The sequence below is a fragment of the Nocardia rhizosphaerae genome (assembly GCF_042650365.1).
In the GTDB taxonomy this organism is placed as follows: Bacteria; Actinomycetota; Actinomycetes; order Mycobacteriales; family Mycobacteriaceae; genus Nocardia; species Nocardia rhizosphaerae.
In genome coordinates this window covers 802,761-824,494 of sequence record NZ_JBHSBA010000015.1, presented here as the reverse complement: position 1 = coordinate 824,494, position 21,734 = coordinate 802,761, and the positions used below count along the sequence as shown (strand labels likewise).

Sequence of the window (21,734 nt, the reverse complement as noted above, 5' to 3'; positions counted from 1 at the left end):
AATGGCGCCAAAACGCGGCGCCGGGTGACCGAGGATCTCACCCGGCGTCAATTCTAGGCGAAATGCGCACCCCTGCACGAAGTTTCATACCAGCTCGGTGCGAACCGGCCGCCATGGGGCGCGAATGGGGGAGTGGGACGGGTGATCCCGTCCGCTGGGGGTAGCCGGGGCTGTCCGATGTGCGGGTTTGCGCGGATGGCGCCGAGCGGGTGATCCCGGCACGGGGAACGGTGTGACGGCCCAATCTCACATCCAGATACATAGATATGCGCATCTAAACATATAAGTCCCTCAGTCGATCGGACTCCTCTCGAACAGTCACCCCCACAAACAAGCTCAGGACGGGGAGGGCTGGCCGGGGGCTGCGGCGGCAAGGGTTTTCGCTGTCCGGAAGATGTCCTCGAGCATGGTGGGGGTGAGACGGCCGGTGAACGTGTTGTGTGGGCTCACGTGGTAGCAGCCGAGGATGGTGAGGGTGCGGGAGTCGGGGTGGTGCAGGATGATCCGGGTGCCATGGCCGAAGCGGGGGCGTGGGCGCGGAACGGTCCAGCCGGCCTGCGCGAGCACGCTGAACAGAGCCTGCCAGCCGAACCCGCCGAGGACCACGATCACCCGCACCGTCGGGGCGAGCAGTTCGAGTTCGCGGGTGAGGTACGCGCCGCAGCGCGTGCGTTCCTCGGCGGTGGGTTTGTTCTGCGGTGGCGCGCAGTGCACGGGGGCGGTGAGTCTGAGGTCGCGGAGTTCGATGCCGTCGTCGACGCTGACCGGGTGCGCTCCGGTCGCCAGGCCGACCGCGTGCAGCGCGGCGAACAGCGCATCGCCGCTCGGGTCGCCGGTGAACATGCGGCCGGTCCGGTTGCCGCCGTTGGCGGCCGGAGCGAGGCCGACGGTGAGAATGCGGGCGTCGACCGGGCCGAAGCCGGGAACCGGTCGTGCCCAGTACTCCTGGTCGCGGAAGGCGGCGCGCTTCACCCGTGCGGCTTCCTCGCGCCAGGCGACCAGGCGGGGGCAGGCCCGGCAGGTGGTGATGAGGCGGTCGAGGGCGGGGACGGTGTCGACCTCGCTCGCGGCGAGCGGGGCGGTGTACGGATCGGCGCCTGCCATCAATCGAGTCTAGGTGTCGAGTCTGCTCTCGTCCGAACCATCGACCGGTACCGGTGGTACCACGTACTGTGGTGCCATGGTGTCCACCGAGATCGTGACCGCCGACGGAGTCGTGCGCGGTCGAGCGGGCCGCCGCGTCATCCGCTGGCGTGCCATTCCCTACGCGGCGCCGCCGGTCGGCGACCTGCGGTTCCGTGCACCCCAGCCGGTGCGGGCGTGGCCGGGCGTACGCTCGGCGACCGAGTTCGGGCCTGCCGCGGTGCAGCATCCGAACGGCGCCCGCACCGGGGTGCGGACCTGGCAGCCCACTGGCGAGGATTGCCTGACGCTGAATGTGACCGCTCCGGTGACGCCGGCCGCCGGTGCGCGCCCGGTGCTGGTGTTCATCCACGGTGGCGGATACGTCTTCGGTGCAGCGAGCATGTATTCGGGTGCTCGGCTGGCCGTCCGTGGCGATGTGATCGTGGTGTCGGTGACCTACCGGCTCGGTGCGCTCGGCTATGTGGACTTCGGTGAGTTCGGTACGCCGGACCGGCCGTTCGAGTCGAATCTCGGCCTGCGTGATCAGGTCGCGGCCCTGGCCTGGGTGCAGCGTAATATCGCGGCCTTCGGTGGGGATCCCGGCAATGTCACGGTGTTCGGCGAGTCGGCGGGTGCGCACGCGGTGGTCACCCTGTTGGCGACGCCCGCGGCACGCGGGCTGTTCCACCGGGCCATTGCCCAGAGCGCACCGGCGGACTGGTCGGTCAGCCCGGACGAGGCACGGGAGTTCGCGCGCGCCTGCCTCGACCGGCTCGGCGCGGATCCGGCCTCGGCCGCGACCGTGCTGACCACCGCGCCCGCGGCGGAGATCTCCAGGGCCGGTGATCGCGCGCTCGGCCGGGCACTGCGGGAGCGGCCGGGTAGCTTCCCGTACGCCCCGGTGGTCGACGGCGACTTCCTGCCGGAGGCGCCGCTATCGGTGATCGGCGAAGGGCGCGGCCACGCGGTGCCGTTGCTCATCGGCACGAACCGGGACGAGGCGACGCTGTTCCAGCGCTTCATGAAGTCGATCCCGCATACGGCCGGGCAGCTCGGCGCCGTCTTCGACCGGTGCGAGCCGGGAACCGAGCAGCGAGTGATCCGCGGCTATCCCGGCTATCCGGGGGCCGGGACGGCGGTGCGGATGGGCGGGGATTTCGTCTTCCTCCGACCGACATTGGCGGTGCTCGACGGGCACAGCCGGTGTGCCCCGACCTTCGCCTACCGTTTCGATCACGCGCCGAGGGCGGTGCGGCTGGCCGGTTTCGGCGCGACGCACGCGCTCGAGTTGCTCGCGGTGTTCGGCTGGGTGGACGGTCCGGTCGGGCGAGCGATGACCGCGGCCGGTGGGCGGCATGCCTTCCGTGCGGTGCAGGATCAGGTCCAGCGGCACTGGGTGAATTTCGCGCGGACCGGGCGGCCGCTGCCGAGCTGGCCGCCCTACACGGCCGAGCGGAGATCGACCATGATCATCGATCATCCGCCGCGGGTGCTCGTCGATCCGGATTCGGCGAAACGGTTAGCGTGGCACGGAGTTCGGATCGCGGTGCCGGACGGTCCGGCGCAGGGGCAGCGGGGTGCGTAGGCGGTGCGCCGCGCAGGACCGTGTGGGTCGTGATGGCATCGCGGGTGCCGGTGCGGATCTCGCTGGCGATGTCGCGGAGCGCCGCGGGCGTGTCGGGGTGGTGTCGGAGCGCGCCGAACGCCAGCTGGGCGGCCCGCCTCGGCGCGTAGAGTTCGCCGGGTGCGTTGGTGCGGGTGAAGATGCCGGTGGCGAGCTGCGCGAGGGCGGGGTCGGCGGCGGCGCGGCGGTAGAGCTCGATCTCCATGGGGCGCATGGCTTCCCCGCGGGCGAGGCGGTTGGTCCAGTGGAAGATGGCGCGGCATTCGACGACGCGGCGGCGTTCCCAGGCCCGTAGGGCGCGGTCGAGCGCGTCGGCGTCGGTGAGGTGGTCGGCGGCGGCCTCGCCGAGTAGTCGCCCATAGCGGAGAGCGTCGCGGATACCCTGCGCGGTCACGGGGTCCTTGAAGTGGCCTGCGTCGCCGGGCAGGGCCCAGCCGGGGCCGGTCGAGCGGCGGAAGTAGGAGGCCAGGCCGGTGGCGGCGCGGACTCGGCCGATGCGGTGGCAGCCGTCGAGCCGGGCGGCGAGCTCGGGAATGCGAGCGATCGCCGCGGTGTAGCGGCGTTCGGCCGCGGTGGGGCCGGTGCGCCCGGACGCCGTGGGTGGTTGGACGAGGCTGAGGATGAGGCCGTCGTCGCAGGGGAAGGCGGTGCCGAGGTCGGCGCCGGCGCGCCACTGGGCGGCGGTGTCGCGGGGCAGGCCGGTGGTGTCGCGCCAGTACGCGTAGTAGCAGTCCCGTCCGCTGGGGACGGTGTGGTACGGCTGGGCGGCGCCTGCGAGTGTGGCGACGGTGCTGTGGCGGCCGTCGGCGCCGACCACCAGGCCGGTGCTGATCTCGGTGACGGTGCCGGTGCTGTCGGTGTATCGGACACCGGCGCACCGGTTTCCCGACCAGAGCAGGTCGGTGACGCGACAGCGTTGCCGGACGTCGGCGCCTGCGGTGATCGCGGTGCGGACCAGGACGTCGTCGAGTCCGGTGCGCCGGACACAGAGCGCGTAGTCGATCCCGTCGACGGCGGGGAAGGTCGAGGTGATGCCGTATCCGGCGCCCGCGGCGTAGGCGTGGGAGAGCCGGGGTGCGCCGAGCGCTTCGACGGCGGTGCGGGCGCCGAGCCGGTGCAGTTCGGCGAGTCCGGCGGGCCAGAGCAAGTGGGTCGAGAGGGTGTCCGAGGGGAGGGTGGCGGCGTCGAGGACGATGACGTGGTGGCCCGCGCGGGCGAGTGTCACCGCGGTCGCCGCGCCGGCGCAGCGGGCGCCGACGATGACGACATCGGCCGATTCGGCCGCGGTGACGGGGGAGTCTGGCATGGGTACCGCCTGCATCATCATGTCTCGGACGTATGTCCAAGTTGATCATGCGGTCGGCGGGTTGAGCTGTCAACGAGGCTCCGCCGCACCGGGAGTCAGGGCGTGACCATGCGGGTCGCCGCGACGACGGTGGCCGCGCGCCACGCGGTGAGCAGGTCGGCGTCCAGATGCAGGGCGGCCGCGCGGGCCCGCAGGGCGGCCGTGCGGGCGAGGTCGGTGAGCATGCGCAGCAGGATGGGTGCGGGGATCTCGCGGGTGAGTGTGCCTGCGTCCTGGCCGCGCCGCAGTTCCACCACCTTGCTGTCGATCGCGCGGCGCAGGGCCTCGCCGCGGAGCTCGGCCGAGGGTTCCAGTTCGGCCCAGGCCTGCAGGCGGGCGTTGTCGGGATGGGCGAGAAAGTGGTCGAACAGGCGGCCGATGTAGCCGGGGATGTCGTCGGTGTCGAGGGCGGCCTCGGCGGCGGTTTCGGCGGTCCAGCGTTCGGTGACCGCGTCGTACAGCTCGGCCTTGCCGGGGAAGTAGGCGTAGAGCCGGTCCTTGCTGGCGTTGGCGGCGTCGGCGATGCGGTTGATCCTGGCGCCTGCGACACCGTAGGCGGCGAATTCGGCCTTGGCGGCCGTGAGTATTCGTTCCCTGGTCGCCTCGCCCGCCGCTCGCATGTCCGCAGCCTACCTCTTGCCGAACCATCTGGTTCGGAACTATCGTCCGATGGGGAAACCGGATGGTTCCGGCGGATCGGTGAGACGAGGACGACATGGGCGAGGACAAGCCACGCTGGCAGCAACTCCGGGACCAGACCGATGGGGTGTCCACGGCGGAACTGGACGAGCTGTGGAGCAGGCTGCGGCCGGCCCGCGACGACGAGATCCTGGGCGAATGGCGCGGTGCGGCGTTCCAGACGGGGCATCCGCTGTGCCGGGCACTGCCCGCGAGCCGCTGGTACGGCAAGACCTTCCACACGGTCGAGGACGCGAAGCCGCTGATCTGCCGCGCCGAGGACGGATCGCTGTTCTCGAATGTCGAACTGGGACAGGGCGAGGCGACGCTGTGGAACGTCGAGTTCCGCGGTGAGGTCACCGCGACGATGGTCTACGACGGGCGTGCGGTATTCGACCATTTCAAGTGGCTCGACGAACGCACCCTGATGGGCATCATGAACGGACGCGCCGAGCTCGTGCTGGCCGGCGGTGCGCACTTCTACTTCCTGCTGGAACGGGTGTCCTGATGCGCACGACGGCGGTGCTCTCGCGGGATCCGGCGGCGGGCTTCGCCGTGGAGCCGGTGGACATCGATGAGCCACTGGCCGGGGAGATCCTGGTGCGGATCGTGGCCGCCGGGATCTGCCACACCGATCTGGTGACCCGGCGCGCCGGCAGTGCCGATCGGCCGGTGCTGCTGGGTCACGAGGGCGCCGGGGTGGTCGAGTCGGTCGGGCCGCAGGTGCGTGGTGTGCGGCCCGGCGATCATGTGGTGCTGACCTTCCGGCACTGCGGTGCGTGTGCGAACTGCGTCGCGGGCAGGCCCGCCTATTGCGCGCGCTCGGTGGTGCTCAACCAGTTCGGGCGCAGGGCTCATGCCGCGCCGCGGGTGCGCCACGCGGGCGGGCCGGTGCTCGACGGCTTCTTCGGCCAGTCGAGTTTCGCGGGGTATGCGCTGTCGACCGCGGACAACACGATCGTCGTCGACCCGTCGATCGACCTGGCGGTGGCCGCACCGTTCGGGTGTGGTTTCCAGACCGGTGCAGGAGCGGTGCTCAATGCCCTGCGGCCGGGCCCGGGTGCGTGGCTGGTGGTGTACGGCGCGGGCGCGGTGGGCATGGCCGCGGTGCTGGCCGCGGCGACCATGCCCGAGGTGCGGGTGGCGGTGGTCGAGACCTCGCCCGTGCGCAGGGAATTGGCGACCGCGCTCGGTGCCGAGGTCGCGGTGGATCCGGCCGAAGGGCCGACGGTGGCGCGCCTGCGTGAGCTGACCGGCGGCGGGGCGACGCACGCGCTGGACACCACAGGGATTCCGTCGGTGCTCGCCGATGCGCTGGCCACGCTCGGCACGGGGGCGACGGTGGTTGCGGTCGGTCTCGGTCGTGGCACCCCGCCGATCGATGTGAGTGATCTGGTCTTGCACGGCAAGACGATCCGGGGCTGTCTCGAGGGGGACAGCGTGCCGGCCGAGTTCATCCCGCGGCTGCTCGACCTGTACGCCGCGGGGCAATTTCCCGCCGACCGGCTGATCGGCCGGTATCGGCACACCGAGATCGAGACCGCGCTCGCCGATCAGCGGGCCGGTCGGATCGTCAAACCGGTCCTTACCTGGTAAGCCGGATGGACCGGAGAACATCGAGGCACACATGACTCTTCTGCACAGCGACATCATGGATGTCGAGGCCGCCGTTGCCCCGGCGGCCCCGGCCGGTCCGAGCCGGGCGCAGCGGCTACAGACGGCGTTGGACGCGGCGCGCTCGGCGTTCGTCGCGTACGGCTACCACGGTGCGAGCATGGATCAGATCGGGCTGCGCGCCGGGATGAGCAAGCCGGTGCTGTACACGCTGTACGCGAACAAGCTGGATCTGTATCTCGCTGTGCTGCAGCATCATCTGGACCGGATGGTCGACGGGTTGCGGTCCGCCCTCGCCGATGCGGCCGGACAGGAGGCCAAGGTGCGGCGTGCGGTGCTGGCGCATTTCGATTTCGTCGACGAGGATCCGGCCGGACATGTGCTGATCTTCGATTCGCCGGTGCCGAGTGAGCCGAGTGTGCGGTGGCGGGTGCGGCAGGCCTTCAGCGAGTGCTCGGTACTGGTGAGTGCCGAGTTGCGGGCGGCGGGGATGGACGACGCGCGGGCGTATCTGTGCGCGTTCGGGCTGGTGGGGGCCAGTCATCTGGCGGCGCGACAGTGGCTGGAGGCGGGGCGCCCGATTCCCAAGCAGGAGGCCGTGGCGACCACGGTCGCGCTGTGCTGGCAGGGGTTGTCCGGGATCGGCTGATCCGGGGTCAGTCCGGGATCGGGTGCAGGTCGGCGTCGAGGAGTTCGGTGCTCGGTGCCTTGCCGACGAGGACGGTGAGTGCGCGTTTCCAGCGTTCGACGACATGTTCGCGTTCCCCGAGGGAGCCGGTGAGCATGGCGGTCATGGACAGGCCGGTGAGCAGGTCGATGGTGAATTCGACGAGGAGTTCGGCGCGTGGGTCGTCGGCGTAGGGTTCGCCGACCATCTCGAGGTAGCGCGCGCGCATCTCGGTGAAGACGCGGCGTTCCTCCTGGATGAGGCGTTCGCGCAGCTCTGGGTCGGTGCGCGCGGCGACCCACAGGTCGAGTGCGGTGAAGAAGGCGGGGCTGTTGAGGTCGCGCCAGGCCAGGTCGACGATGGCTTGGAGCCGGTCCTCGCCGGTGGGCAGGAGTTCGGCGGCGCGGGTGAATTCGGCGAGGCGCAGGTCGACGACGTGGGTGGTGGCGGCGACGAGGAGTTCGGTGCGGGTGGGGAAGTGGTGCTGGACGGTGCCGCGGGCGAGTCCGGCGCGTTCCTGGACGGCAGTGACGGTGGTCTGGGCGTAGCCGCGTTCGAGGAGGCAGTCGGCGGTGTGCGTCAGGATCAGCGCGCGGGTGGCGGCGCGGCGTTCGGCCTGCGTGCGGCGCGGCGGTGGCACTGTCATCCCAGAAATCGTACGTGGTGACGAAAAGTTCTGCGACTATTGACGCGGCGGCAACAACCTGGTGCAATCAAGAAACCGTACGCGGTAACTGTTTCTTGGTCGCCGGACCCCCGAGAGGACGACATGGCACCCTCGATCGCGATCATCGGCAGCGGTTTCGGCGGTCTCGCCGCCGCCATCGCGCTGAAGAAGCGAGGTTTCGACGACCTCGTCATCTTCGAGAAGGCCGACGAGGTCGGTGGTGTGTGGCGGGAGAACACCTACCCCGGCGCCGCCTGCGATGTGCCCTCGCCGTTCTACTCGTTCTCCTTCGCGCCGAATCCACGCTGGCCGCACCGGTTCTCCCGACAGCCGGCGATCCTGGACTACATCCGCGGAATCGCGCGCGACTACGACGTGCGTCGGCACATCCGCTTCGGAACCGAGGTCACCGGCGCGGCCTTCGACGACGCGAGCGGCAGGTGGACGGTGCGGTTGGGCACCGGGGACACCGTCGTGGTCGATGTCCTCGTCTCCGCGGTCGGGCAGCTCTCACGGCCCGCGTTCCCGTCGATCGAGGGCAGGGACAGCTTCGCCGGCCCGAATTTCCACTCCGCGCAATGGGATCACGACGTCGATCTGGCGGGCAAGCGGGTGGCGGTGATCGGCACCGGCGCCAGCGCGATCCAGTTCGTGCCCGAGATCCAGCCCGAGGTCGGGTCGCTCACGGTGTTCCAGCGCAGCGCGCCCTACATCATCCCGCGTCCCGACCGCGAGTTCTCGGCACTGCATCACCGGGTGTTCGAGAAGCTGCCGGTGACCGAGCTGGTCGAACGCGGCACCTGGTACGGGGTGACCGAGGGGCTCAGTGTGGCGTGGGTGTACGCCAAGCCGCTGGCCGCGGCGATCAAGGCGATCTCGAAGTTCCACATGCGCCGCCAGACCAGGGCCAAGCCGGGCCTGTTCGACAAGATCTGGCCCGACTACGCGATCGGCTGCAAGCGCATCCTGTTCTCCGACAACTATCTTCCCGCGCTGGCCGAGCCGAACGTCGAGGTCTGCACCGACCGGATCGCCGCGATCACCCCGGCCGGGGTGCGCACCGCCGACGGCCGTGAGCACGAGGTGGACGTGATCATCTGGGGCACCGGCTTCGCCACCACCGAGTTCCTGGCGCCGATGCGGATCACCGGGACGGGCGGACATCCGCTGGAGCGGGAGTGGCGCACCGGTGCGCACGCCTACTACGGGCTGACGGTGCCGCGGTTCCCGAATCTGGTGCTCATGTACGGGCCGAACACCAATACCGGTGGTGGCTCGATCATCTACTTCCTCGAGGCACAGGCCGAGTACCTGGCCGACTATGTCGGGCACCTCGCGGCGACCGGTTCCGCGCTGACCGTACGGCCGGAGGTCGAGCGGGCCTACGACACCAGGATCCAGGCCGAGCTCACCGGCAGTGTGTGGAGCCGCTGCTCGTCGTGGTACCGGCAGGCCGACGGCCGGATCACCACCAACTGGCCCCTGCTCGGCATCCAATACAAGAACCAGGCGCGTTTCGACGCGGCCGATTACGAGGCGGTCTCGGTATGAGCGATTACGACTACGACGTCATCGTCGTCGGATCCGGGTTCGGTGGCAGTGTCACCGCGCTGCGGCTGACCGAGAAGGGGTACCGGGTCGGTGTGCTCGAATCCGGGCGGCGCTGGAACGCCGAGGACTTCCCGAAGACCAACTGGAACATTCGCAAGTCGATCTGGGCGCCCCGGCTCGGGCTGACCGGTCCGCAGCGGATCAGCGCGCTGGGCAAATGCCTGGTGTTCAGCGGGTCCGGGGTCGGTGGCGGGTCGCTGATCTACGGCAACACGCTCTACGAGCCGCTGCCGGAGTTCTACTCCGACCGCGCGTGGGCGCACCTGACCGACTGGAAGAGCGAGCTGGCGCCCTACTACGACCAGGCCAAGCGGATGCTCGGGGTCGTGGAGAATCCGCGGGTCGGTCCGAAGGACGAGGTGCTGTTGCAGGTCGCGCGTGGAATGGATGTCGCCGACACCTTCCACCGCACCCAGGTCGGGGTGTTCTTCAACGAGGGCAGCGAGGGCGAAGAGGTCGACGACCCCTACTTCGGTGGGGCGGGACCACGCCGGGCTGGTTGCATCCACTGTTCGGAATGTTTCACCGGCTGCAAGCACAACGCCAAGAACACCACCACGGTCAACTACCTGCACCTGGCCGAGAGTCTGGGTGCGCAGGTGCACCCGCTGACCACGGTGACCCGGGTGGCGCCCGACGGTGCGGGTGGGTACCGGGTGGAGACGGTCGCCTCCGACCGGTGGGTGCGCAAGCAACGCCGCACCTTCACCGCGCAGCAGGTGGTGTTCGCCGCGGCCGCGCTCGGCACCCAGAAGCTGTTGCACACGCTGCGCGCCGACGGCACCCTGCCCGGCCTGTCGCCGCGGGTGGGGGAGCTGACCCGCAGCAACTCCGAGGCGATCATCGGCGTCACCAGCAAGTCGCGCACGGACTTCGCGCAGGGTGTGGCGATCACGTCCTCGATCCATCCGGAAGCGCAGACTCACGTGGAGGTGTGCACCTACGGGTCGGGGCAGAACGCGCTGTTCGTGCAGACCGTGCCGATGATCGACGGTGGCGCGTTCCGGTTCCTGCGGCTGCTGCTGTCGATGGTGTTGCATCCGCTGCAATTCCTGCGGTCGCAGAACGCGCACGGCGCGTCGGACCGTTCGGTGATCCTGCTGGTGATGCAGTCGCTGGACAACTCGCTCACCTCGTATCTGAAGGGGCGCAGGCTGGTCACCAAGCAGGGCAGCGGCGAACCGAATCCGGTGTGGATTCCGCTGGCGCACGACATCGCCCGTGCCTACGCCGTCGAGGCCGACGGACTGCCGGGCAATATCGCCACCGACATCTTCAATATCCCCGCGACCGCCCACTACATCGGCGGCTGCACGATCGGCGAGTCGGCCGAGACCGGCGTCATCGACCCCTACCAGCGGGTCTACGGCCATCCGGGCCTGCACATCGCCGACGGCAGCGCGATCACCGCCAATCTGGGCGTGAACCCGTCGTTGACGATCACCGCGCAGGCCGAGCGGGCGATGGCGTTCTGGCCGAACAAGGGCGAACCGGACCCGCGTCCGGCCCTCGGCGAGCCGTATCAGCGCATCAGTCCGGTCGTCCCGGTCACGCCTGCCGTGCCCGCGACCGCGCCCGGTGCGCTGCGGCTGCCCGCCTGATGTGTGACGAGAGGACGATGATGAGCGCTACCGACCGGCTGGCCGCCCTCGAACCCGCCTGTGACCGGGCGGCGGCGCTGGCCCTGTTCGACACACTCGAGTCGGTGCGGCCCGAGGATCTCACCGGCCGCTGGCACGGCAGGGAACTGGCCACCGGCCATCCGCTCGACGGGCTGCTCGCGGCCTCGGGCTGGTACGGCAAACAGTTCGACGGTCCCGACAGCGTGCACCCGCTGCTGTTCACCGATCCGGCGGGGGAGATCTTCGCCGTCGACCCGAAACGGGTGCCGCTCGGCATCGCCGACAAGGTGCCGCCGGCGCTGGTGGCGCGGGGTCGCGGCCTGCTCGGTGTGGCACGGCCGGTGCTGCGCGCTCCCGGGTACCGGGCCCGGCTGCGCGCGCTCGAGCATCGCGGTGTGGTGACCGCGGCGATGATCTACGACCACCTTGCCATCATCGATGTGTTCCGCCGCGTCGATGCCGACACGGTGCTCGGTGTGATGGATTTCCGGGACCGGCCCGACCCGTATTTCTTCGTGCTGGCGCGGGACTGAGGTTTGCCACTGGTGCATCGGCGCCGACAGGGGTACTCCTGGAAGAGGAACCGTTCATCCGAAAGGACGGCTACGCCATGGATGCCAGCAGTGTTCCGCATGCACATGTTCACAAGTTCCCCGATACCGAGCGGACCTTCCGATCCCACGCGGGGGAGTCCATCCTGGACTCGCTCAACTGGCCCGGACTGTTCCTCATCGGCGTCGGCATCGTCTTCCTCGCCGCGACGCTCACGGCCGCTGGTTCCGGTTTCGCCGGGTGGGCCGTGCTCGCCGGCGTGATCTGCGGGCTGTGCCTGCTGTCGGGAGTGACGATCGTGCTCGCCGAGCATCGGCGGATCAAGGTGCACGAGGGACTACATCTGACCGATCCCGGCGGTCACTGACCTGCCGGGGAGGTCGGCCGGGCGCGGTGCCCCCGCCCGGCGCTCGCTGCTGTCCGTCCCCGGCGGGTGTCGAGGGCGTCGAGGATCAGGTCGAGCCCGTAGCTGAATTCGGCGGCGTGGTCGTAGCCGGGGCGCAGGGCGTGCTCGACGATCATCTCGGTGAGGTAGGGCAGTTCGGCGGTCGGCAGGTCGGCGAGGATGCCGTCGGCGACTTCGGTGAGGTCTTCGGGCGTGGTGATCGGCAGGCTCGCCTCCTGGAGTACGTAGCCGTGTACGTAGCTGTCGATGAGGGAGATCGCGTGCGCGGCCGTAGGAAGGTCGAATCCGGCCCTGCGCAGCACACCGAGAACCGCGTCGTGGTGGCGCAGCGTCGCCGGGCCGGGGGTGCGGCGCGAATCGAGCAGGCCGAGTGCCCAGGTGTGCTCGGCGAGGACCGCCCGGGCGGAGCGGGCGCGGGCACGGATCGCGGCACGCCAGTCGGGGGAGTCGGTGGGTGGCAGGTCGATCGCCGTGAACACCGTGTCGACGACACCGTCGAGGATGGCGTCCTTGTTGGGGACGTGGTGGTACAGCGACATGGCCTCCACGCCGAGTTCCTGGGCGACGCGGCGCATGGTGATGGCCTCGACGCCGCCGCGGTCGGCCACCCGGATGGCGGCGTCGAGGACACGCTGCCGGCTCAGTGGTGGGCGCGCGGGCATGGATTCTCCTCGGGGTCGGCGGACAGCGTTGACAAGCTTACATCTGTAAGGCAGCCTTACGCGTGTAAGTGAGTATTGAAGGAGATTCCCATGCCGATGCCACTGTGGTGGGGCAAGATCAACAAGCGGGTGTTCAACCCGCGGGCCGTCGAAGGGGGCAAATGGCCGGTGCTCACCCATGTGGGTCGCACCTCGGGGCGGACCTATCACACACCGCTGGACGCGTTCCCTGTCGACGGCGGCTACCTGTTCGTGCTCGTCTACGGCTCACGCTCGGACTGGGTGCGCAATATCCTCGCCGCCGGATCGGCGCGGCTGCGGATCGACGGCACCGAGGTGGCGCTCACCGCGCCGCGCGTGGTCGGGGAGGCCGAGGCGTTCGCGGCGATGGCCGCCGATGCCGCGCGACCGCCGAAACTGTTGCGCATCAGCGAGTTCCTGCGAATGGACAGCGTTCCCGGCTGACCGGAGGACCGGCAGGGCGTCGCCTCGGCCGGACGCGCGTGCGATGATCGGCGCTGTGAAGCTCTCCTCGCACAGCCTGCGGCTGCTCGGCCTGTTCGGTGGCGTCGCGGTGCTGCTGCTGCTCACCAACTGGAGCCCGATGCGCGCTGTCGTCTTCGCCGGGGTGTGGGCGGTCGCGGCGGCGGTGCTCGTCCTGCGGGACCGGCGCGCGCGGGTCAAGGACCCCGCGGGCGACTAGCGATCGTCTGGACCCGGCGGCCCGCGCCTCTCTAGGATCGGCGGATCGTGTTCCGGGCCAGTGGGGGAAGAAGCGTGTCAGCCGTACTGCGGGTTGTGAGCTGGGTCGTATCGTTCGTGCCGTTGCTGTCGCTGGGTGTGCTGACCTGGCCGCTGTTCACGGTGCTGGCGATCCGGGCCAGATCGGGCACGCTGGCGGCGGCCGCCCTCGGTTACGCGGGGCTGTTCGTGCTCGGAGTGTGGTCGATCCGGGACTCTGAGCCGCTGTTCGACCTGTGCTGGTCGTTGCTGATGCTCGGCGGCACCGTGCACGCGATCGTGGTGCGGCACAGGTGGTTCGGTGCGGCGGGGCGACCGGACACGGTCGGTGCGCCTGGCGCGCGCACGGAGGACGTCGGCGAGCGGGTCGCGGTCCTCGCCCACGGTCCTGCCCGTGCCGAGTTGCCCGCCGAACCGGTCGCGGCCGGTCGATCAATGCAGCGGCTGCTCGACGAGATCGATGAACTCGTCGACGACAGCCTGCGCGACGGCGAGCCACGCCTCGGCTTCGGCTATGGCGACCCCGCCTATCCGCCCTGCCCGAACCCGCATTGCGGCGAACCATGGCACGGGCTGAAGATCACCGCGCGGATGGCGGCGATGCGCGATCTCGGAGACGAGGTCGACGCGGACTACGACCATCGCACCGACGACAGCCCCGTCCTGTGTCCCGGATCCACCGCGGACGGTGCCTGGTCCGCGCCCGATCAGGCCGCGATCGAGGCGTGGTGGGCCGTGGAATACGGTGCCGCCGAACCGGACCGGGTGGACGCGGTGCCCGACCCGCTCGATGCGGCTCGTGCGCGGGCCGACACGTTATGGGCCGCGCTGGCCAGGCCCGCCGTGCTCCTCGCCGTGGCGAGCTGGCTGGTGGCCTTCGTGTCGATGTTCGGCACCGGTGGACCGTCCCGGTGGGCGAGCGTGGTCGTCGCGGTGGCGGCGCCGCTGTGGCTCGGCTGGTTCTACGGACGCCACGGTGCGCTGTTCCCCGCCGGCTACGTGCGGGCGCGGCTGCGTGGCCGCGCCGGGATCGCGGTCGCGGTGACGGTGATGGTGTGCGCCGGATGGGTGCCGGTGCGCTGGACCGGCCCGGCTCCCGACCCCGCCACTGCCTACCTCACCCTCGTCGCCGCCTGCGCGCTGGCCTGCGTGGGACACGCGGTGGTGCAGATCGGCCGGTCCCGGCCGGTCGCGGGGACCTCGATGGACGAGGCGAGTGAGTACGACCCGGCCGCGCACGGCGAGAATCTGGTGCTGCACGGGTTCGGCTGGATGGTGTTCGGGCTGCCGGTGACCTTGCTGCTCGGCTGGATTCTGAGCTACTTCGCCGCCCAGCCCGGCGCGCTGTGGGCGGCGGTCGCCGTCGTCGCGATCCTCGCGCTGAGCTTCTTCGTCGAGGGCGGGGTCGTGAAGTTTCGCACCGGGCACCGCGACGGCGGCGAGCTGCCGATGATCGGGTTCTTCACGATCGGCATCGGCGCGCTGCTGGTGTGGTCGCTGCTGCGGATCGTGGCCATCCCGGCCACGGCCTGACCGCCGGGGATGGGTCAGGATGGGGTGATGCTGATCCGTATCACCGGAACCGACCTGCCCGGCGCGTCCTGCCATCCGGCCGACGCGCGGGAATACCGGAACGTCTATGTCGGTGTGCAGCGCAAGAAGGTCACTGGCGACCTGCTCGACCCGCAGCCCGGCGACGCCGCCCGCGTCACCTGGACGCTGGACTGCACTGTCGACGGCACCGACATACGCGGACCGTTCATCCAGGGTGGCCCCGGCGGCAGGTTCATCTATCTGAGCTGGGGCAGTATCGACGAATCGGGCACGTTCGCGATGTTCCGGCGCGCCAAACTGATGCTCTCCGATGTCCCCGCGGGCATCCTCGCCGCCGCCGCCACCTCGGGCGTCCTCGAGGCCACCCTCGGCCTCACCGATGCTGCCGGAAACCCGGTGTGTGCCAGGGTGAATCCACCCGCGATCCGGTGGACCGCGGGGACGTAGCGGTCAGTTCTCGTTCACGCGGCGGCCTACCACGCGCACTGCCCACGGCCACCCCGATCGCGAGGCCGAGCGCCATCGAAGTGCGTCCTCAGCCGGTCGCGGCGCCGTGGTAGAAGAAGTCGCCGAGGCCGATGGTGAAGACGAGACAGCCGTAGAGGGCGTGTTCGACCGAGACCGTCAGCAGGGAGCGGGTGCGGCGGTAGCGTTGCGCGAACAGCCAGCCCGCCGCGGCGCTGAGCACCACCGACAGCCAGCTGCCGAAGATCAGGTGCGCGACACCGAAGGCGGCGGCGCTCGCGGCGACCATCCGGGTACCGTCGCCGAACAGCGGAGCGTAGCGGTGGAAAAGGAACGCGCGGAACAACAACTCCTGCGGATACACGCTCACCAGCGGATAGAACGCCAGCACGAGCAGCCAGATCAGCGGCCGTTCGCGCGGCAGCTCGAACAGCGAGTCCGGGCGCGTGAGCGCGACGGCCACTCCCAGCCCGACCGCCGCGACCGCCCACAGGCCGAGCATGCTCGGCAGCGCCGCCCGCAACACGGTGGCCCGCCAGAGGCTGCGCCGGTCGAATCCGGTCCTGCGCAGATACACCACGACCGCCACCGCGACGACGAGCAGGAACGGCAGGGGGCTCACGCCACGCAGGAACGCGGCGTAGAGCACGATGACGCCGAGGAACAGGGTGACGAATTCGACTGCGAGCCAGGACTTCCGGCGGCCGGAGCCGGTCTCGACGGGCATGGCACGAGCGTAGGGCTCGACGGTCACGGCGCGAGCCTGGTCAGCAGGGCGGGCAGCGCGGTGCCGATGGGCTCGCGGATCACCTCGTCGGCGAGGTCGTCGTACGGAGTCGGTCCGGCGTTGGTGACCAGTTTCTCGGCCTCGGGATCGCGCTGCCAGAGCCCGTTCGGCCCGCGGTAGTCGGGAATACCACTGTCGGTGGAGATTCCGGCGCCGGACAGGATCGCCACGAGGGGTCGGCTCGTCATGGCATCAGCGTACTGCGGGGGTTCCCGATCTGGCTTCAGTGTTCTAAAGTCTGAGCGCAAGCGATTTCGGAGCGGAAGGTGTCGAAGATGACGGCCACAGCAGTCAAACAGCAGGTTCTCGAACTCGGCGGGGCGTTCATGATCTCGCGCGAAGCACGCCAGTTCGGCGACGCGACCGGGGTGCCGGGATTCCACGGCGGCTACACCCGCGGGCGCGGCGGTGTGCTGGGTGAGGTCGACGCCGACGTCGTCACGGCCGCGTTCGGATTCTTCGAACCCGGCTGCGTGCGCACCGCCTGGGAATCGGTCCCGCTGTCCGCCGCCGAGGCCGCCGCCGGATACCTCGAAGCCTGCCACGCGTTCGGGCGACGCAAGCTGACCGGCTTCGCCGACGCCGACCGGCTCGCCGCCCTGCTGCGGCGCGTGGTCGCGGCCGCGCCCGCCGCCGGGCTGCCGCTGTTCGCGGGCTGGCGAGCCATGCCGGTGCCCGCCGACGGTCCCGCCGCGGTGGCGCAGCTGACGCATGTACTGCGCGAGCTGCGCGGCGGACTGCACCTGCTGGCCGTGCTCGCCAACGGGCTCACCCCACTACAGGCGATCCTGATCGCGGGCTCGCCGATGTCGGACGGGCCAACCCACGCCGCCCTGCTCGGCTGGACCGGACCGTTCGAGGAGATCACCGACGAGCACCGGGCCCGCTGGGCGGCCGCCGAAGCGGCGACCAACGACCTCATCGCCCCGTGTTTCGCGGTCCTCGACGCCGCCGAGCAGTCCGAACTGTCCACCCTCATGCAGGCGGCGCACCGGACCGCGCTGGTGCGCTGAGGAATTTCAGGAACCGAGCACATCGCGGCCGCGGCCCACGATCAGCGGGTCCGCGGTGCCGACGATCGCGTGGTCCTTGTTGTCGTAGTCGAACCGGTTGAGCACATAGCGCATCGCGTTGAGCCTGGCGCGTTTCTTGTCGTTGCTCTTGACCACGATCCACGGCGCGTGATCGGTGTCGGTGTGCTCGAAGTTCTCCTCCTTGGCGGCGGTGTACTGGTCCCACTTGTCGAGTGAGGCCAGATCCATCGGCGAGAGCTTCCACTGCCGTACCGGGTCCACCTGGCGGATCGCGAAGCGGGTGCGCTGCTCGAGCGGCGACACCGAGAACCAGAACTTCACCAGGTCGATGCCGTCGTCGACGAGCATCCGCTCGAACAACGGCACCTGCGCCAGGAACCGGCGATGCTGCTCAGGCGTGCAGAACCCCATCACCCGCTCCACGCCCGCGCGGTTGTACCACGAGCGGTCGAACAGCACGATCTCCCCTGCGGCGGGCAGATGCTGCACGTAGCGCTGGAAATACCACTGCGTCGATTCCCGCGCCGACGGCTTCTCCAGCGCGACCACCCGCGCCCCACGCGGATTCAGATGCTCCATGAACCGTTTGATGGTGCCGCCCTTGCCCGCGGCGTCGCGGCCCTCGAACACGACGACCAGGCGCCTGCCGGTCGCCTTGGTCCAGTTCTGCAGCTTCAGCAGCTCGATCTGGAGCAGGCGCTTGTCGAACTCGTACTGCGGGCGCGAAAGTCGCTCGTCGTACGGGTAACCCTCGCGCCAGGTGTCGACGATCAGCCCGCCCGGTGCGGTGAGCAGCAGCGGGTCGTCGTCGTCACTGTCGTCGACGGTGAACGCGGTGGTGTCGGCGAGATCCACCGCGGTGGCGAGATCGGCGAACGCGCTGAGCTCACCGGAGTTCTGACGAGTCTCGACATCGGTCATCCCCGGCACGCTAGCTGGCCGCCGTGTCGCCGAGGTGAACAAACGGTGTGCGCCCTGACCGGGACCGACGACGGCCGCGTGTCCGGGCAGGCCACGGGGGCCGGCGCGGGCATACTGCGAGCCGACCAGAGAAGTGATCCGTGTGGCAGCGCCACGCCGCGGAGAGGACGAAGTCGATGCACGACGGAGGCTCCACCACCGATCAAAGCGGCGTTCCCGACGACGCCGACACCACCGGACCGGTCATCCGGATCGCCTCGGTGGCCGCGCTGGGCGGGCTGCTGTTCGGCTTCGACAGCGCCGTCATCAACGGTGCGGTCGCGGCCATCCAAGCCGAATTCGGGGTCGACGACGCCGTGCTCGGCTTCGCGGTGGCCTCGGCGCTGCTCGGTGCGGCGGCGGGCGCGATGACCGCGGGCCGCATCGCCGACCGGATCGGCCGGATCAAGGTCATGAAGATCGCCGCCACCCTGTTCTTCCTCAGCGCGCTGGTCACCGCGTTCGCCCCGGATGTGTGGGTACTGGTGGCGGGCCGCATCGTCGGCGGGCTCGGGGTCGGGATCGCCTCGGTGATCGCCCCCGCCTACATCGCCGAGACCTCACCGGCCCGCATCCGCGGCAGGCTCGGATCGCTGCAGCAGCTCGCCATCGTGCTCGGTATCTTCCTGGCGCTGCTGGTGGACTACGTGCTTGCCGAGATCGCGGGCGGGGCCGGGGAGATGCTGTGGTTCGGGCTCGAGGCGTGGCGCTGGATGTTCCTGTCGATGGCGATCCCGGCGCTGGTGTACGGGGTGCTGGCCTCCACCATTCCGGAGTCGCCGCGCTATCTGGTGGCCTCCCAGCAGATTCCCGAGGCCAGGCGCGTGCTGACCATGCTGTTCGGGGAGAAGAATCTGGCGCTGACCATCGGCCGGATCCAGGAAAGCCTCGAGGGCGAGGAGAAGCCGTCGTGGAAGGATCTGCGGCGCCCGGCGGGCGGGATCTACCCGATCGTGTGGGTGGGGTTGTTCCTGTCGGTGTTCCAGCAGGCCGTCGGCATCAACGTGATCTTCTACTACTCCAACATCCTGTGGGAGGCAGTCGGTTTCGAGGAGTCGCGGTCGTTCCAGATCAGCGTGTTCACCTCGGTGGTCAATATCGCGACCACGATCGTGGCTATTCTGCTGATCGACCGGATCGGGCGCAGGCCACTGCTGCTGACCGGGTCGATCGGCATGACGATCAGCCTGGCGACCATGGCGATCTGTTTCGGCGGCGCCACCCAGGTGCCCGATGCCGATGGCGAGCTGCAGCCGCAGCTCACCGGGGCCAGCGGGCCGATCGCGCTGGTGGCCGCGAACCTGTTCGTCATCTTTTTCGGGATGAGCTGGGGACCGGTGGTGTGGGTGCTGCTGGGGGAGATGTTCCCGAACCGGATCCGCGGTGCCGCGCTGTCGCTGGCCGCGGCCGGGCAATGGGCCGCCAACTGGGCCATCACCGTCAGCTTCCCGAGCCTGAAGACGTTCTCGCTCGGCTTCGCCTACGGCATGTACGCGGCGTTCGCGCTGCTGTCGCTGCTGTTCGTGTCGCGTTTCGTGCCGGAGACCAAAGGCATGTCCCTCGAGGACATGCACGGTGACACCGGCGTGGCGAAGCAGGCGCCCGCCACGTGATCCGGTGACCAAAATCTGAACACTTGTCCAAGTTATGCTGCGGGTGCGGCGTGCGCGGCGAGCTCGGCCCTGCGCGCGGTGTAGGTTTCCTGCGACCCCAGACCAGAAGGTGAGCTTCACGTTGTCGCACTCCACCCCAGGTTCGAACCCTGCCGGTATCGGGCGCAGGGAAATGCTGGCAGGCGCCGCGGGTGTCATCGCCGGGATCACCCTCGTCGGGCTGACCCCCGCCGCCGCGGTGCCCGCCCAGGTGCCCAAGTTCGCGCCGGGCACGGGCCGCACCGCCCGCGTCCTGATCACCGGTGACGCGGGTACCGGCACCCGCACTCAGTGGACCGTCGCCGACGCCGCCCGCGCCTTCCACGCCCGCGAACCGTTCTCGATGGCGGTCGGCCTCGGCGACAACATCTACGAGTCCGGCCCCAACGGTCCCGACGACGTCCAGTTCGCCGCCAAGTTCGAGGATCCCAATGCGGGACTGGACTTCCCGTGGGCCATGGTGCTGGGCAACCACGACACCTCCGGGGTGTTCCCCGGCGACGGCGGCTGGCTCGCCCGCGGAAACCACGAGGTCGAATACCACGCGCGATCGCAGCGCTGGTGGATGCCGAGCCGTTACTACTCGGTGCGGGTGCCCGAGCAGAACCCGGTGGTCGAGTTCTTCGTCCTCGACGTCAACCCGCTCGCGGCCTACATCCCACCGCTGCTCGACCCCTACTGGGCGGTCGACGGCCCGTACATGAACGAGCAGCGCGCCTGGCTCGACGGCGCGCTGGCGGCCTCGACCGCGCCGTGGAAGATCGCCTGCACCCACCATCCGTACCTCAGCAACGGCCCGCACGGCGACGCAGGCAACTACGAGGGTCTGCCGCTGGAGCCGCTCAACGGCGTACACGCCAAGCGCTTCTTCGAAGACCACGTGCTGGGCAAGGTGTCGTTGTTGCTGTCGGGGCACGACCACACCCTGCAGGTGCTGGAGCCGACCGCCGCCTCGAAAGGCACCCGCCAGATCGTCTCCGGCGCGGCGGGCAAGACCGCCAAGGGCCAGCCCGCCCCGCCGGGCCGGAACGCCGCACTCTACGAGACCCAGCACGAACTGGGTTTCATGGTGCTCGACGCGTCGGCAGGCACGATGCGGCTGCGGGTGGTCACCGTCGATCCCGCCACCGGCGCGGGCACCGAGGTCTTCGACCGCCGCCTGGCCTGAGCGGCGCCATCGCGGCCGGGGTGCTGTAGATGTCGGGCGCCACGTCAGCACCGTATCGCCGCCGTCGATGTGGAGCCCGCAGAGCCGATGTTGTGGGAGCGCGTGCCCGGTGTGCGTCCCGAATCGCGCGCCGGGACGCGGGTTCGCGGTGCGTGCGCACGGAGGCGGGAGGATGATCGGGACATGGGCTTCTACACCGACCGGATCCTGCCGCACCTGACCGACAAGGTCTGTGGGGTCGCCGCCAACGACGCGCTGCGCCGCCGCGCGTGTGCCGGGCTGCACGGCGCTGTCGTCGAGATAGGGTTCGGGTCCGGCACCAATGTCGGGTTCTATCCGGCGGCGGTGGAACGGGTCAGCGGGGTGGAACCGGCCGACGTGGCGTGGAAGATCGCCGCGAAGCGGGTGGCGCGCAGCGAGGTTCCGATCGAGCGCGCCGGGCTCGACGGCCAATCGCTGCCCTTCCCCGACGCCACGTTCGACACCGCGCTGTCGACCTTCACCCTGTGCACCATCCCCGACGTCGGCGCGGCGCTCACCGAGCTCCGGCGGGTCCTCAAACCTGGTGGCACACTGCATTTCGTCGAACACGGGCTGGCCCCCGACGCGTCGGTGCGCACCTGGCAGCACCGGCTCACCCCGATCCAGCGCCGGATCGCGGGCGGCTGCCACCTCGACCGGGACATCCCCGGCCGGCTGGCGGCGGCCGGCTTCGACACCGTCGAACTGGACCGGTTCTATCTTCCCGGCGCGCCCAAGGCGATGGCCGCGCTGTCACTGGGCGTCGTGCGCTGACCGGC

At 70.0% G+C, this 21,734-nt stretch carries 24 protein-coding genes; 16 read left to right on the top strand and 8 right to left on the bottom strand.

Features of this window, described 5'->3' with window-relative positions; genetic code table 11:
* Window positions 1-336: 336 nt before the first annotated feature.
* Window positions 337-1,104 (bottom strand): uracil-DNA glycosylase, encoded by a 768-nt coding sequence (locus tag ACFOW8_RS26020; RefSeq protein ID WP_378554143.1) that lies wholly within the window; start codon window positions 1,102-1,104, stop codon window positions 337-339.
* A 76-nt stretch (window positions 1,105-1,180) separates the two neighbouring features.
* Here ACFOW8_RS26020 and ACFOW8_RS26015 point away from each other — a divergent pair, with 76 nt between their 5' ends.
* The gene (locus tag ACFOW8_RS26015; protein ID WP_378554142.1) at window positions 1,181-2,710 is read left to right on the top strand and encodes a carboxylesterase/lipase family protein; all 1,530 of its coding nucleotides are present in this window, start codon (window positions 1,181-1,183) and stop codon (window positions 2,708-2,710) included.
* Here ACFOW8_RS26015 and ACFOW8_RS26010 read toward each other — a convergent pair.
* Together ACFOW8_RS26010 and ACFOW8_RS26005 are read right to left on the bottom strand one after the other, a co-directional pair.
* Window positions 2,595-4,055 (bottom strand): NAD(P)/FAD-dependent oxidoreductase, encoded by a 1,461-nt coding sequence (locus ACFOW8_RS26010; protein ID WP_378554141.1) that lies wholly within the window; start codon window positions 4,053-4,055, stop codon window positions 2,595-2,597. The genes ACFOW8_RS26015 and ACFOW8_RS26010 overlap by 116 nt on opposite strands.
* A 95-nt stretch (window positions 4,056-4,150) precedes the next feature.
* On the bottom strand, window positions 4,151-4,714 hold the full coding sequence (locus ACFOW8_RS26005; protein WP_378554140.1) for a TetR family transcriptional regulator: 564 nt from the start codon (window positions 4,712-4,714) through the stop codon (window positions 4,151-4,153).
* 95 nt (window positions 4,715-4,809) lie between these two features.
* On the opposite strand from ACFOW8_RS26005, the gene ACFOW8_RS26000 reads away from it, so the two are divergent.
* Genes ACFOW8_RS26000 through ACFOW8_RS25990 form a run of 3 tightly spaced genes read left to right on the top strand, consistent with a single transcriptional unit; the run spans window position 4,810 to window position 7,035 of the window.
* On the top strand, window positions 4,810-5,280 hold the full coding sequence (locus ACFOW8_RS26000) for a DUF4334 domain-containing protein (protein ID WP_378554139.1): 471 nt from the start codon (window positions 4,810-4,812) through the stop codon (window positions 5,278-5,280).
* Window positions 5,280-6,368: an NAD(P)-dependent alcohol dehydrogenase gene (locus tag ACFOW8_RS25995; RefSeq protein WP_378554138.1), complete on the top strand. Its 1,089-nt coding sequence runs from the start codon at window positions 5,280-5,282 to the stop codon at window positions 6,366-6,368. The genes ACFOW8_RS26000 and ACFOW8_RS25995 overlap by 1 nt, the downstream gene beginning before the upstream one ends.
* Before the next feature lie 31 nt (window positions 6,369-6,399).
* Window positions 6,400-7,035 carry a TetR/AcrR family transcriptional regulator gene (locus tag ACFOW8_RS25990; protein WP_378554137.1) on the top strand — a complete coding sequence of 212 codons (636 nt, stop codon included), beginning with the start codon at window positions 6,400-6,402 and terminating at the stop codon, window positions 7,033-7,035.
* 7 nt (window positions 7,036-7,042) lie between these two features.
* Here ACFOW8_RS25990 and ACFOW8_RS25985 read toward each other — a convergent pair whose 3' ends face one another.
* Entirely contained in the window at window positions 7,043-7,699 is a 657-nt protein-coding gene (locus ACFOW8_RS25985; protein ID WP_378554136.1) for a TetR/AcrR family transcriptional regulator, read from the bottom strand.
* 123 nt (window positions 7,700-7,822) lie between these two features.
* On the opposite strand from ACFOW8_RS25985, the gene ACFOW8_RS25980 reads away from it, so the two are divergent.
* The 4 genes from ACFOW8_RS25980 to ACFOW8_RS25965 all read left to right on the top strand — a co-directional run bounded on the left by ACFOW8_RS25980 (window position 7,823) and on the right by ACFOW8_RS25965 (window position 11,872).
* Entirely contained in the window at window positions 7,823-9,271 is a 1,449-nt protein-coding gene (locus ACFOW8_RS25980) for a flavin-containing monooxygenase (protein WP_378554135.1), read from the top strand.
* Window positions 9,268-10,932, top strand: a complete 1,665-nt coding sequence (locus tag ACFOW8_RS25975; protein WP_378554134.1) for a GMC oxidoreductase — start codon at window positions 9,268-9,270, stop codon at window positions 10,930-10,932. The genes ACFOW8_RS25980 and ACFOW8_RS25975 overlap by 4 nt, the downstream gene beginning before the upstream one ends.
* 20 nt (window positions 10,933-10,952) lie before the next feature.
* Entirely contained in the window at window positions 10,953-11,486 is a 534-nt protein-coding gene (locus ACFOW8_RS25970) for a DUF4334 domain-containing protein (RefSeq protein ID WP_378554133.1), read from the top strand.
* 77 nt (window positions 11,487-11,563) lie between these two features.
* A complete protein-coding gene (locus ACFOW8_RS25965; protein WP_378554132.1) occupies window positions 11,564-11,872 on the top strand; it encodes a hypothetical protein in 309 nt (102 codons plus the stop codon).
* Here ACFOW8_RS25965 and ACFOW8_RS25960 read toward each other — a convergent pair.
* Window positions 11,866-12,573: a TetR/AcrR family transcriptional regulator gene (locus tag ACFOW8_RS25960; RefSeq protein WP_378554130.1), complete on the bottom strand. Its 708-nt coding sequence runs from the start codon at window positions 12,571-12,573 to the stop codon at window positions 11,866-11,868. The two genes, ACFOW8_RS25965 and ACFOW8_RS25960, sit on opposite strands and share 7 nt — an antisense overlap.
* 90 nt (window positions 12,574-12,663) lie before the next feature.
* Here ACFOW8_RS25960 and ACFOW8_RS25955 point away from each other — a divergent pair, with 90 nt between their 5' ends.
* From ACFOW8_RS25955 to ACFOW8_RS25940, 4 genes are all read left to right on the top strand, one after another.
* Window positions 12,664-13,038 carry a nitroreductase family deazaflavin-dependent oxidoreductase gene (locus ACFOW8_RS25955; protein ID WP_378554129.1) on the top strand — a complete coding sequence of 125 codons (375 nt, stop codon included), beginning with the start codon at window positions 12,664-12,666 and terminating at the stop codon, window positions 13,036-13,038.
* Window positions 13,039-13,093: 55 nt separating this feature from the next.
* Window positions 13,094-13,276: a hypothetical protein gene (locus tag ACFOW8_RS25950; protein ID WP_378554127.1), complete on the top strand. Its 183-nt coding sequence runs from the start codon at window positions 13,094-13,096 to the stop codon at window positions 13,274-13,276.
* Window positions 13,277-13,371: 95 nt separating this feature from the next.
* On the top strand, window positions 13,372-14,847 hold the full coding sequence (locus ACFOW8_RS25945; RefSeq protein WP_378554126.1) for a hypothetical protein: 1,476 nt from the start codon (window positions 13,372-13,374) through the stop codon (window positions 14,845-14,847).
* 27 nt (window positions 14,848-14,874) lie between these two features.
* Complete coding sequence (locus ACFOW8_RS25940; RefSeq protein ID WP_378554125.1) at window positions 14,875-15,315, top strand: DUF5990 family protein; 441 nt, start codon at window positions 14,875-14,877, stop codon at window positions 15,313-15,315.
* Between the two features lie 88 nt (window positions 15,316-15,403).
* Here the strand turns inward: ACFOW8_RS25940 and ACFOW8_RS25935 are convergent, their stop codons facing one another.
* Window positions 15,404-16,060 carry a CPBP family intramembrane glutamic endopeptidase gene (locus tag ACFOW8_RS25935; RefSeq protein WP_378554124.1) on the bottom strand — a complete coding sequence of 219 codons (657 nt, stop codon included), beginning with the start codon at window positions 16,058-16,060 and terminating at the stop codon, window positions 15,404-15,406.
* Between the two features lie 23 nt (window positions 16,061-16,083).
* Window positions 16,084-16,308 (bottom strand): Sir2 family NAD-dependent protein deacetylase, encoded by a 225-nt coding sequence (locus ACFOW8_RS25930; protein ID WP_378554123.1) that lies wholly within the window; start codon window positions 16,306-16,308, stop codon window positions 16,084-16,086.
* Window positions 16,309-16,395: 87 nt separating this feature from the next.
* On the opposite strand from ACFOW8_RS25930, the gene ACFOW8_RS25925 reads away from it, so the two are divergent.
* Window positions 16,396-17,133 carry an SCO6745 family protein gene (locus ACFOW8_RS25925; protein WP_378554122.1) on the top strand — a complete coding sequence of 246 codons (738 nt, stop codon included), beginning with the start codon at window positions 16,396-16,398 and terminating at the stop codon, window positions 17,131-17,133.
* Between the two features lie 6 nt (window positions 17,134-17,139).
* On the opposite strand, the gene ppk2 is transcribed toward ACFOW8_RS25925, so the two are convergent.
* On the bottom strand, window positions 17,140-18,075 hold the full coding sequence (gene ppk2 / locus ACFOW8_RS25920) for a polyphosphate kinase 2 (RefSeq protein ID WP_378554121.1): 936 nt from the start codon (window positions 18,073-18,075) through the stop codon (window positions 17,140-17,142).
* A 176-nt stretch (window positions 18,076-18,251) separates the two neighbouring features.
* On the opposite strand from ppk2, the gene ACFOW8_RS25915 reads away from it, so the two are divergent.
* From ACFOW8_RS25915 to ACFOW8_RS25905, 3 genes are all read left to right on the top strand, one after another.
* On the top strand, window positions 18,252-19,727 hold the full coding sequence (locus tag ACFOW8_RS25915) for a sugar porter family MFS transporter (RefSeq protein WP_378554119.1): 1,476 nt from the start codon (window positions 18,252-18,254) through the stop codon (window positions 19,725-19,727).
* A gap of 121 nt (window positions 19,728-19,848) precedes the next feature.
* Window positions 19,849-20,934: a metallophosphoesterase gene (locus ACFOW8_RS25910; protein ID WP_378554118.1), complete on the top strand. Its 1,086-nt coding sequence runs from the start codon at window positions 19,849-19,851 to the stop codon at window positions 20,932-20,934.
* A 183-nt stretch (window positions 20,935-21,117) separates the two neighbouring features.
* Window positions 21,118-21,729: a class I SAM-dependent methyltransferase gene (locus tag ACFOW8_RS25905; protein WP_378554116.1), complete on the top strand. Its 612-nt coding sequence runs from the start codon at window positions 21,118-21,120 to the stop codon at window positions 21,727-21,729.
* Window positions 21,730-21,734 lie beyond the last annotated feature (5 nt).